This window comes from Campylobacter concisus, assembly GCF_902460665.1.
GTDB classification, from domain to species: domain Bacteria; phylum Campylobacterota; class Campylobacteria; order Campylobacterales; family Campylobacteraceae; genus Campylobacter_A; species Campylobacter_A concisus_AL.
The window spans coordinates 569,923-580,961 of sequence record NZ_CABPUR010000002.1; the positions used below are offsets into that span (position 1 = coordinate 569,923).

General features: G+C 40.5%; 10 protein-coding genes. All 10 read left to right on the plus strand.

From position 1 onward, the window contains the following. The first annotated feature begins 240 nt into the window (after positions 1–240). The 10 genes from F3G66_RS06180 to F3G66_RS06225 all read left to right on the plus strand — a co-directional run bounded on the left by F3G66_RS06180 (position 241) and on the right by F3G66_RS06225 (position 11,033). Positions 241–2,253, plus strand: coding sequence for a TonB-dependent receptor domain-containing protein (locus F3G66_RS06180; RefSeq protein WP_149707484.1), 2,013 nt, complete (start codon positions 241–243; stop codon positions 2,251–2,253). A gap of 127 nt (positions 2,254–2,380) precedes the next feature. Beyond that, positions 2,381–3,727: an FAD-dependent oxidoreductase gene (locus tag F3G66_RS06185; protein ID WP_149707485.1), complete on the plus strand. Its 1,347-nt coding sequence runs from the start codon at positions 2,381–2,383 to the stop codon at positions 3,725–3,727. 38 nt (positions 3,728–3,765) lie between these two features. Continuing rightward, positions 3,766–4,443: a DUF4272 domain-containing protein gene (locus F3G66_RS06190; protein ID WP_223154224.1), complete on the plus strand. Its 678-nt coding sequence runs from the start codon at positions 3,766–3,768 to the stop codon at positions 4,441–4,443. A 45-nt stretch (positions 4,444–4,488) separates the two neighbouring features. Next, positions 4,489–5,547, plus strand: a complete 1,059-nt coding sequence (locus tag F3G66_RS06195; protein WP_149707487.1) for an NAD-dependent epimerase — start codon at positions 4,489–4,491, stop codon at positions 5,545–5,547. Positions 5,548–5,556: 9 nt separating this feature from the next. After that, positions 5,557–6,135 carry a DNA-3-methyladenine glycosylase I gene (locus F3G66_RS06200; protein WP_149707488.1) on the plus strand — a complete coding sequence of 193 codons (579 nt, stop codon included), beginning with the start codon at positions 5,557–5,559 and terminating at the stop codon, positions 6,133–6,135. Next, positions 6,135–6,983, plus strand: coding sequence for a DNA ligase (locus F3G66_RS06205; protein WP_149707591.1), 849 nt, complete (start codon positions 6,135–6,137; stop codon positions 6,981–6,983). The genes F3G66_RS06200 and F3G66_RS06205 overlap by 1 nt, the downstream gene beginning before the upstream one ends. Before the next feature lie 69 nt (positions 6,984–7,052). Then, positions 7,053–8,036 carry a UDP-glucose 4-epimerase GalE gene (gene galE / locus F3G66_RS06210; protein WP_149707489.1) on the plus strand — a complete coding sequence of 328 codons (984 nt, stop codon included), beginning with the start codon at positions 7,053–7,055 and terminating at the stop codon, positions 8,034–8,036. Positions 8,037–8,044: 8 nt separating this feature from the next. Continuing rightward, positions 8,045–9,367, plus strand: a complete 1,323-nt coding sequence (locus tag F3G66_RS06215; RefSeq protein WP_149707490.1) for a UDP-glucose dehydrogenase family protein — start codon at positions 8,045–8,047, stop codon at positions 9,365–9,367. Beyond that, on the plus strand, positions 9,364–9,804 hold the full coding sequence (locus tag F3G66_RS06220; RefSeq protein ID WP_149707491.1) for an ecotin family protein: 441 nt from the start codon (positions 9,364–9,366) through the stop codon (positions 9,802–9,804). Before F3G66_RS06215 ends, F3G66_RS06220 begins: the two co-directional genes overlap by 4 nt. Then, positions 9,801–11,033 carry a nucleotide sugar dehydrogenase gene (locus F3G66_RS06225; RefSeq protein ID WP_149707492.1) on the plus strand — a complete coding sequence of 411 codons (1,233 nt, stop codon included), beginning with the start codon at positions 9,801–9,803 and terminating at the stop codon, positions 11,031–11,033. Before F3G66_RS06220 ends, F3G66_RS06225 begins: the two co-directional genes overlap by 4 nt. Positions 11,034–11,039 lie beyond the last annotated feature (6 nt).

Here is an 11,039-nt window from a genome sequence, read left to right on the forward strand (position 1 = left end):
TTATAAGAATTTTCTATTAAAAATTAACCTTATTTACTACCTTGATAAAATTATATAATTTCGTTCCTTATCTCAGAATCTAATTAATTTATTAGATAATTAAAATTTAAAAATAGTTTATATTTTTGCCAAAAAACTCAAAAATTTATCCAAAATTTATACTTAAAATTATAATATTCAATATCAAAATTATGCTATAAAATTAAAATAGTAATTTTAATAACCAAATTAGGAGAAAATATGAGATTTAAAAGCTTATTTAAACTCTCTCTTGCAGCAAGCATAGCAGTTTGTGCAAATGGGGCAGACGAGAGCGTATTAAGCGGAGTTGAGGTAACAAGTAGCAGTGGCGGATACGGCGTTGATGACATCAAAATTTCAACTAGAAATGCTAGCCTAGTAAAAGACGTGATGAGAGATATTCCTGGGGTTTATGTAGGCGGAACAAACGGCATGAATCAAAAAATTTACATGAGGGGCGTTAGTGACCGCGGTCTAAATATCACGATAGATGGCGCAAAACAAAACGGAAATACATTTCACCACAACGCTGACTTGCTGATCGATCCAGATCTTATAAAAGCTGTTGATGTCGAGGTTGGCTCAAGATCAGTGGTAAACGGCTCAGGTGCACTTGGCGGTTCGGTCGCCTTTAAAACGGTTGATGCAAAAGACTTGCTAGAAAGTGGCGAGATCATCGGCGCAAAGATAAAGACAGGATACGCCTCAAATAACAGCGAATTTTCTCAAGGCCTTATGCTCTTTACCGCACCAGTTGAAGGGCTTGATTTTATAGCTGCTATTAATCACAAGGGCTACGACTACGGCAAAAGCGGCAACAAAAGAAAGATAGGCGGCGACGGCAACGACCTTAGCTATCTTTTAAAGCTTGGTTACAGCTTCCTTGATGCGCATAGAATTTCTATCTCAAGAGAGCATAATGAATTTAAAGGCATGTATCCAATGAGAGCTGAGTTTGGTAGCTGGTATAGCGATTCAAATGCTGTTGATAATCGTAAATATGAGCGAGATACGACGACGCTAAAATACGAGTATAAACCAAGTGATCTTCTAAATTTAGATGTAACGGTATACAACACTGAGCATAAAAAAGATGATCCAGTCTTAAAAATTTTAGGCGTAAAAACAAACGGTATAAACGCAAAGGCTAAAAGTGTAGTAGAGACCGGTGCTTTGACACAGACGTTTAGATACGGCGCTGAGTTTTACCAAAGTAAAAATTTTAACAAGCCAAATAATCACTATCCTGAAAAAGTAAATAACTACTCAATCTATGCAGAAGATGCGCTAAATTTTAGCTCGCTAACTGTTACTCCAGGTATCAGATACACTCGCCACGAGCTAAAAAGCTACGATGGTAGAGCTGGAAATGTAAAGAGCTACACCTATAAATTTAATGAATTTACCCCAGCACTTGCACTTGATTATGAGATACTTAAAGGTCTTAACGCTTTTGCAAGCTATGCAAGAGTCTTTAGAGGGCCTGATGTCATGGAGTCTATGTATGCTAGTAGAGCAAAAAATTTTGAAGCAAATAAAGATCTAAAAGCAACGACTGGTAATAGCTATGAAACTGGTCTTAAATATCATGGCGATATAAATGAAGCTAGCTCATATAGCTTATCTGCAAAATACTTCATGACAAAATATAAAAACTTAATCGTAGATAACAGCTCTTATAAAGTTGGAACGCCGCCAAATGAAATAACTATATACAGACGTATAAACGCTGGTGGAGCTGATATAAGTGGCGTCGAGCTACTTGCAAGGCTAAATTTAGACGCACTAAGCCTAGCTGCTAGCTACACTCACCAAAAGGTAAAATATAAAGATAGAGTTGCAAACACAGAATGGGGCGGATACTATACCTCAAACGTTATCGGTTACCGCGATCAGGGCGATAAATATACGTTTAACGCCGAGTATGCATTTTCTAGCATCGATACGCTAATAGGCTACAACCTAATCTACTTCGCTTCAAAAAATACCATATCAGCTGGCAATAGTGAAAATGCCAAGATACCAAGCTATGCAGTTAGCGACATCTATGCTAGCTATACGCCAAGTAGCGGCAAATTTAAAGGGCTAGAGATAAATGCTGGAATTTACAACCTCTTTAATAAAACTTATGCTTCGCAGTCTCAAAGAATGGCTGATTATACAGGCAATCCAAACTATGTAGACTGGGAGCCGGGTAGAAATTTCAAAGTAAACGTATCTTATAAATTTTAACTTTGTGGCAAGGTGAAAGCCTTGCCAAATTTTTCTTTTATATAAAAATTCTAGCTTTTTTCACCATGCTGTTTGTTTTAAAATTAATATAGTATCATTTTGGCAACTAAACTTTTTGGGAGAAAAAATGAGGCAGAAGCACTTTGAAGTGGTAATTGTCGGAGCAGGCATTAGTGGGACGGCGCTCTTTTACGAGTTGGCTGCATTTAGTGATATAAAAAAGGTTGCACTTTTAGAAAAATATGACGGCGTAGCTACTCTAAATTCAAACGGCAAAGGCAACTCACAAACCATTCATTGTGGCGATATCGAGACAAACTACACACTAGAAAAGGCAAAAAAAGTCTCTCGTGTGGCAAATATGCCAGTAAAATATGCTCTAAAATACAATCTTGATGGCAAATATATGTTCGCTCATCAAAAGATGGCACTAGCTATCGGAGATGCTGAAGTAGAGCGCATGAAAGAGCGATATGAGAGTTTTAGAGAGCTTTTTCCTTATCTTGAAATTTATGACAAAGAGAAGTTAAAACAAATCGAGCCAAACGTCGTTTTTGATGCAAATGGCAATGAGAGGCCAGAAAACATCATCGCCATAGGCACGCAAAATGGGCAGTTTACGACGATGGACTTTGGTGGCTTAGCAAACTCACTTGTGCAAAATGCGCTAAATTTAGGCGGAGATGGCTATGAGATCAGTCTAAACTCAGAAGTAACTGATATAAAAAAGGCGGGCGATACATTTCACATAAAGATAAATGATGGCGAAGTGATCACTGCAAACTACGTCGTAGTCGATGCTGGAGGACACTCGTTATTTTTGGCTCACAAGATGGGTTATGGGCTTCATCTTAGCACGCTGCCCGTTGCTGGAAGCTTTTATTTCGCAAAAAAACGCTTACTAAACGGCAAAGTCTATATGGTGCAAAACGATAAGCTACCATTTGCCGCGCTTCACGGCGATCCAGATATCCTAGCTAACGGCAACACTCGCTTTGGACCAACGGCTCTTGTCATACCAAAACTAGAGAGATACCACGGCTGTTCAAGCTTTTTTGACTTTTGTAAATGCCTAAAATTTGATAAAAATGTCTTTGAAGTCTTTACAAATCTCTTAAAAGATAGCGACATCAGATCTTATATTTTAAGAAATTTCTTATTTGAAGTGCCATTTATCAATAAAAAAGAATTTGTAAAAGACGCTAGAAAGATCGTACCAAGCCTAAGTGAAAATGACCTAAGCTATGCTGTAAATTTTGGTGGCGTAAGGCCACAAGTTATCGACCGTAATAAAAAGTGCCTTGAGCTTGGCGAGGGTAAGATAAGCACAGGCGAGGGCATAAGTTTTAATATGACTCCAAGTCCTGGAGCTACTAGTTGCTTTGAAATAGCAAGAACTGATATGATCGAAGCCTGTAAATTTTTAGGTAAAAATTTTGACGAAGAGAAATTTAACGCTGAGTTTTTTGGATAAAAATGGAAGTGTTTGATATTTTTAAAAAAGGTGCGGATATGCCAAAAACAGCACAACAAAGAAAAGATGAGAGCATAAAAATTTTAAAAAAAGAGGGCGTGGCTGTGCTTGAGAGTCTGCCACTAAGGTATGACAATAGTGAAGTTACGCCAAGAAGCATTGACGAGATCATTGCTCGTGTGGTTTGCTCATTTACAGCGATCATGTGTGCTTGCACTATCCGCGACAATGGCCACCTAAGTGAAGATGAGATAGCTTGGGCTAAAGACTTTTTGGGCGATTTTTATGGCGATCTAAGTGTAAAAGAAAAAGAGGTCGTAGAGGGTAGAGCCGATATAAATTTGGCCGTAAATATGGGCTGGAAATATGAGTCGCTTTGGATCTTGCTTTGGGCGCTTGGCATAGCTGAAGATATCGGTAAGATGGATAAAATTTGCGACTGTGATTTTGTGATGGATGTATTTAGAGAGGGTGGGCTCAAAAACCGCTCAAAACCGCGCAGTTTGGATGAAATTTTAAGCAAACTTGACCTAGTTTATCGTTATCACTGGGCATGTGTGGACGCAAGGATAAATGGCAAAAAGGTTGCTGGACTTAACGAAGAGGTCGTTATGGAAAGACGTGCAGGGCTTGAGTGGCTATGTTGCAAAGGTTTGGAAAATGACGACTTAAGAGCTGAATTTAACGCTTGGGACTACCCTGATCTAAATACGTAAATTTACATTTTTGCACTAAAATAAGCCAAAAATGAAAGGAAAAATATGAAAATTTTAGTAACTGGAACAGCTGGATTTATAGGATTTCACCTTGCAAATGCCCTTGTGGCTCGTGGGGATGAGGTCGTTGGATATGACGTGATAAATGACTATTACGACGTAAATTTAAAGCTTGCACGCCTAAAAACGGCTGGCTTTGACGTGAGCGAGATAGATTACGGCAAGCTCATCACATCAAAAACGCATCCAAATTTAAAATTTATAAAAGCAGACCTCGCTGATGAAAAGACGATGAAAGAGCTTTTTGCTAAAGAGAAATTTGACGTAGTGGTAAATTTAGCCGCACAAGCTGGCGTTCGCTACTCGCTCATAAATCCAAAAGCCTACATCGACAGCAACATCACAGGCTTTATGAACATCCTCGAGTGCTGCCGCCACAATGAGATCAAAAATTTAGTCTATGCAAGCTCTAGCTCGGTTTATGGCCTAAATGAAAACATGCCATTTTCTACGCACGAAGGGGTCAATCACCCTATAAGCCTCTACGCAGCGACCAAAAAGAGCAACGAGATGATGGCGCACACTTATAGCCACCTATTTAACGTGCCAACGACCGGACTTCGCTTTTTTACGGTTTATGGACCATGGGGACGCCCTGATATGGCGCTATTTTTGTTTGTTGATGCCGCACTTAAAGATAAGAGCATCGACGTCTTTAACTATGGCAAGATGAAGCGCGACTTTACATACGTGGACGACATCGTAAAGGGTATCATCAAGTGCATAGACAACCCAGCTAAGCCAAATCCAAATTGGGACGCAAAGCACCCAGACCCTGCCACTTCAAAAGCACCGTTTAAGGTCTATAACATCGGCAACAACAGCCCAGTCGAGCTCATGGACTACATCAAGGCAGTTGAGATAAAGATCGGCCGTGAGATCAAGAAAAATTTTCTCCCACTTCAAGCAGGCGACGTGCCAGCGACATTTGCTGATGTGAGCGATTTGGTAGCTGACTTTGACTACAAGCCAAATACAAAAGTAAACGACGGCGTGGCTAAATTTGTCGAGTGGTACTGCGAGTTTTACGGAGTTGAGATTTAGGGAACGCAGATGAGGCGATGTGAATGGGCAAAAGGCGAGCTTGATATAGCTTACCACGATAACGAGTGGGGCAAAGTCGTAAAAGATGATAGAAAATTTTTTGAAATGATAGTTCTGGAAGGCTTTCAGGCGGGACTTTCGTGGCATGGAGTGCTTCAAAAAAGAGAGGCCATGAGAGAGGCGTTTGATGGCTTTGATCCAGAGAAGATCAAGCATTACGGCGAGGCTGAGATAGCTAAATTTATGCAAAATGAGAGGCTGATTCGTAACCAATTAAAACTAAAATCACTTTCTGCAAATGCCATTGCATTTTTATCCGTAACCAAAGAATTTGGTAGCTTTTATGACTATTTGTGGGGATATTTGTTAAGAAAATTTGACCCAAAATTTGATGGCAAACAGATCATAAATCACTATCAAGACATAAAACAAGTGCCAGCTACTACGCCGATGTCTGATTTTGTGGCAAAGGAGCTAAAAAAGCGAGGGTTTAAATTTCTAGGCTCTGTTAGCACCTATGCCTTTTTGCAAAGTGTGGGCGTTGTAGATGATCATATGGATTATTGTTTTTGCAAGGCAAAAGCTTGATTAGAATAATTTTTGCGGTTTTAGTCCTTTTAAATTTTGCATTTTCTCTTGATTTGCTGCGCCTTAGCGAGTATAAAGATCAAAATGTCAGTGGCTGGCTAGCTAGCGAGAAGCTTGATGGCGTGCGTGCCTACTGGGACGGAGAGAATTTACTATCAAGACAGGGCAAAAAGCTAAATGCACCGCTAAGTTTTACTAAAAATTTCCCAAAATTTGCACTTGATGGCGAGCTTTATGCTAAAGAGCTTAAGTTTGAAGAAATTCAAGCGACCGTGATGGATAAGTTGCCCGATGAAAAAGCGTGGGGCAGGCTTAAATTTCACATTTTCGACGTGCCTGAGGCAAGTGGTAGCTTGCTTGATAGGCTTGAAGTTTTGGCTAAATTTCTAAAAAATGAGCCAAATGAAAATTTGATCATCATAAAACAGATAAAAATGCGAGATAACGCTCAATTTTTGAAATTTACTGAAAGTATCATCGCAAAAGGCGGCGAGGGAGCAGTAGTGCGTGAGCCAAATGCACCGTACGAGCGAAAAAGAAGCAAGAATGCGCTAAAATTTAAGAAATTTAAAGACGCCGAGTGTGAAGTAATCGCTATAAATAAAGGCAGCGGCAAATACGCAAAATTTGCTGGCTCGCTCACTTGCAAAGCACTTGGCGGCAAGCAGGGTGAAGAAAAAGCTGGCGAGCCAAAATCTGGCACTATCTTTAAAATAGGCTCTGGACTAAGCGACGAGCAACGCACAAATCCCCCAAAGATAGGCTCTATCATTACATATAAATTTCAAAATTTAACAGCCAAAGGCAAGCCAAGATTTCCCATATTTTTGAGGGTTAGAGAGGATTAAATTTTATTCAAAAGCCTTGCTTTACTCTATTTTTGATAAAATTAACCACTTTTTACGAAAGGCTTAAACTTGAAGATTTTAATAACAGGTGGTGCTGGATACATCGGCAGCCACGTAGTAAAAGCACTTTTAAAGCAAGGTAAAGATGAGATAACTATCATCGACAATCTCTGCAAGGGTTCACAAAAAGCACTTGAGGCACTCCAAAAAATAGGAAATTTTAAATTTATAAACGCAAATCTAGAAGATGATCTAAGTGAAATTTTTGCTAATGGCAAATTTGATGCGATCATCCATTTTGCAGCGTTTATCGAGGTTTTTGAGAGCATGAGCGAGCCACTAAAATACTATCTAAATAACACCGCAAACGTTGCGAGGGTGCTAAGATACGCAAAAACTTACAATGTAAATAAATTTATATTTAGCTCAACTGCTGCAGTTTATGGCGAGCCAGACGTGGCAGAGGTGAGCGAAACAACGCCTACAAACCCGATAAATCCATACGGCAGAAGTAAGCTCATGAGCGAGCAGATCATCAAAGATTATGCCTCTTCAAATGAAAATTTTAAATTTGCAATACTTCGCTACTTCAACGTAGCAGGCGCGGACGAAGAGGGGTTAATCGGTCAAAACTATCCAAATGCCACGCACCTTATCAAAGTAGCTGTGCAAACTATACTTGGCAAGCGCGAGAGTATGGGCATCTTTGGCGATGACTACGCGACAAAAGATGGCACATGCGTAAGAGATTACATCCATGTTAGCGACCTAGCAGACGCTCATATTAGCGCACTAGAGTACATCAGCCAAAATGGAAGTGAAACTTTTAACGTGGGATATGGCAGAGGATTTAGCGTAAAAGAGGTTATTGAGACCGCAAAAGAGGTGAGTGGGGTAAATTTTAAAGTGCTAAATGCGCCAAGAAGAGACGGCGACCCAGCTATTCTTATCTCAAACGCAAGCAAACTGCGCTCGTTAACAAGCTGGAAGCCAAAAAGAGACGATCTAGCGCTCATCATAAAAACCGCCCTTGAGTGGGAAAAGAAAATTTAAGGATAAACATGAGGGTAGCAGTAATTGGAACCGGATATGTTGGACTAGTAAGTGGTGCATGCTTTGCTAAAATGGGCAACAGCGTGATCTGCGTCGATGTCGATGAAAAAAAGATCGAGGCGCTAAAAAACGGTATCGTGCCTATATATGAGCCAGGGCTTGCTGATATCGTGAGCGAGTGCTACAAAAACGGTTCGCTTAAATTTAGCACGCAGATAACCGAGGCGCTAGAGCATGCACATGTGCTATTTATTGCAGTTGGTACGCCTATGGGCGCTGATGGGCAGGCGGATTTAAAATATGTGCTTTCAGTTGCCAAGTCTATCGGAGAAAATTTAAGCAAATCACTAATCGTAGTCGATAAATCAACCGTCCCAGTAGGCACTGGAGCCAAGGTGCATGAGGTGATCGAGGCTGAGCTTAAAAAGAGAAATGTAGAGGTTAAATTTGAAGTCGTTTCAAACCCAGAGTTTTTAAAAGAGGGTGCGGCAGTCGAGGACTTTTTAAAGCCAGATCGCGTAGTTATCGGAGCTAGCAGCGAGTGGGGCTTTAGCGTGATGAGAGAGCTTTACGAGCCATTTATGAAAAATCACGACAGGCTCATTTGTATGGATGTAAAGTCAGCTGAGATGACAAAATACGCTGCAAATTCGATGCTGGCAACTAAAATAAGCTTCATAAACGAGATAGCAAATATCTGTGAACGTGTGGGAGCTGATGTAAATTTAGTAAGAAAGGGCATCGGCAGCGACTCAAGGATCGGATATAGCTTCATCTACCCAGGCTGCGGATACGGCGGCAGCTGCTTTCCAAAAGACGTCGAGGCACTCATCTACACAGCTAGGCAAAATGGCTTTGAGCCAGAGCTTTTAAATGCGGTTGAGTCAAGAAATAAGGCTCAAAAAAGAGTGCTTTTTGAAAAAATTTATAACTTCTTTGGCGGCGATCTAAAGGGCAAAACGATCGCACTTTGGGGACTTGCGTTTAAACCAAACACGGACGATATGCGCGAGGCTAGCTCGCTAACTTTGATAAAACTTTTAGACGAAGCTGGTGCGAAAGTGGTGGCGTATGATCCAAAATCAAGCGAAGAAGCTAAAAAATATATGCCAAATTTAGATATAAAATATGCTAAAAATAAATATGACGCTCTTGATAACGCCGATGCAATGGTGCTTGTAACCGAGTGGAGCGAGTTTAGATCGCCTGATTTTATGGAGATCAAAGAGAGGCTAAAAAACGCTGTCATATTTGATGGGCGCAACCAATACAACGCTAAAATTTTAGCTGAGCATGGATTTAAGTATTTTCAAATCGGAGTAAAGGCATGAGAAAATTTTTACTTTTTATCGCAGCTTGCGTGCTTCCCTTTGCACTTTTAGCAGGAGAAAACGCGCCAAAAACCGAGGAAAATATTTTTGAGTTACCTATCTCAAAGATGCCGCCTGATTATTTTAAATACGAAGTCGCGTTTTTTAAAGAGATAGAAATCGACTGCAACTTCGCCTTTTTGCTCGGCGGAAAGCTTAAAGAAAAAGAGGACGCGCGCGGGATTTATTACGAATTTAGCGGCGGGGATGAGCTAGCGCAAACGATGATGCTCTGCAAGGACGGAAAGAAAAGGAGGCGGGTTTATTATGAATTTACTAAAATTTTACCAGGCGTTAGCCCTATTAGGATCATAACTCCAAAAGGTGTAAGTGCGGAAATAAGAATGTATGAACGCGTAAAAAAGATAGAAGCAAAAAAGAAAGGAAAAAGTAAATGAAAATAGCAGTAGTAGGACTAGGATATGTTGGACTTCCACTAGCAGCAGCTTTTAGTGAAAAGTACGAAGTAGTGGGCTTTGATGTAAATGCAAAACGTATAGAAGAGCTTAAAAGTGGCTATGATAGAACGCTTGAACTTAGCAACGAGCAGATGAAAAAAGCGATCGATAATGGCATGAAATTTAGTCTAAATTTAGATGACATTAGAAGTTGCAACCTCTTCATCGTGACCGTTCCAACTCCGATAGATAAGAACAAACGCCCTGATCTAACTCCAGTCGTAAAAGCGACTGAGAGTGTGGCAAAAGTGCTTAAAAAAGGCGACATCGTTGTCTATGAAAGCACCGTTTATCCAGGCGTTACAGAAGAAATTTGCGTGCCACTTCTTGAAAAAAGTGGGCTTAAATTTAACAAAGACTTCTTCTGCGGCTACTCACCAGAGCGTATAAACCCAGGCGATAAAGAGCATACTGTAACTAAGATCAAAAAGATCACAAGCGGTTCAACCCCAGAGATCGCTGAGAAGGTCGATGAAATTTATCGCTCGATCATCACAGCTGGCACTCACAAAGCTTCAAGTATCAAAGTAGCCGAGGCTGCAAAGGTCATCGAAAACACTCAGCGTGATATAAACATCGCCTTTATAAACGAGCTTGCGATGCTCTTTGAAAAGCTTCATATCAACACCATTGATGTGCTTGAGGCTGCTGGTACTAAGTGGAATTTCTTAAATTTCCGCCCAGGACTAGTTGGTGGTCACTGCATCGGCGTAGATCCATATTATCTAACTCACAAAGCTCAAGAGGTAGGCTATCATCCTGAAATGATCCTAGCAGGCCGCCGTATCAACGATGATATGGGTAGATACGCAGCTGATCAGGTTATAAAACTAATGATAAGAAAAGGCGTGCTTATCAACAAAGCTCGCGTGCTTGTCCTTGGCATGACATTTAAAGAAAACTGCCCAGATATAAGAAATTCTCGCGTTATAGACGTAGTTGATGAGTTAAAAGACTTTGGCTGCAAGGTTGATGTGACCGATCCTTGGGCTGATAGCGCTGAGGTAAAACACGAGTACGGCTTTGATCTAGTAAAAGAGTACAACCTAGATGACTACGACTGCATCGTGATCGCCGTAGCTCACAATGAGTTTAAAAAGCTCAACCTAAAAGGCCACTTGGTTTATGATATAAAAAATATCTACCCAGAGGCTGACGCTAGGCTGTAAGGAATT

Bases quoted from the DNA above. Each gene is read 5' to 3' on its own strand.
- F3G66_RS06185 (WP_149707485.1), top strand. From the start codon at position 2,381: ATGAGGCAGAAGCACTTTGAAGTGGTAATTGTCGGAGCAGGCATTAGT.
- F3G66_RS06225 (WP_149707492.1), top strand. From the start codon at position 9,801: ATGAAAATAGCAGTAGTAGGACTAGGATATGTTGGACTTCCACTAGCA.
- F3G66_RS06200 (WP_149707488.1), top strand. From the start codon at position 5,557: ATGAGGCGATGTGAATGGGCAAAAGGCGAGCTTGATATAGCTTACCAC.
- F3G66_RS06180 (WP_149707484.1), top strand. From the start codon at position 241: ATGAGATTTAAAAGCTTATTTAAACTCTCTCTTGCAGCAAGCATAGCA.
- F3G66_RS06215 (WP_149707490.1), top strand. From the start codon at position 8,045: ATGAGGGTAGCAGTAATTGGAACCGGATATGTTGGACTAGTAAGTGGT.
- F3G66_RS06195 (WP_149707487.1), top strand. From the start codon at position 4,489: ATGAAAATTTTAGTAACTGGAACAGCTGGATTTATAGGATTTCACCTT.
- F3G66_RS06190 (WP_223154224.1), top strand. From the start codon at position 3,766: ATGCCAAAAACAGCACAACAAAGAAAAGATGAGAGCATAAAAATTTTA.
- F3G66_RS06220 (WP_149707491.1), top strand. From the start codon at position 9,364: ATGAGAAAATTTTTACTTTTTATCGCAGCTTGCGTGCTTCCCTTTGCA.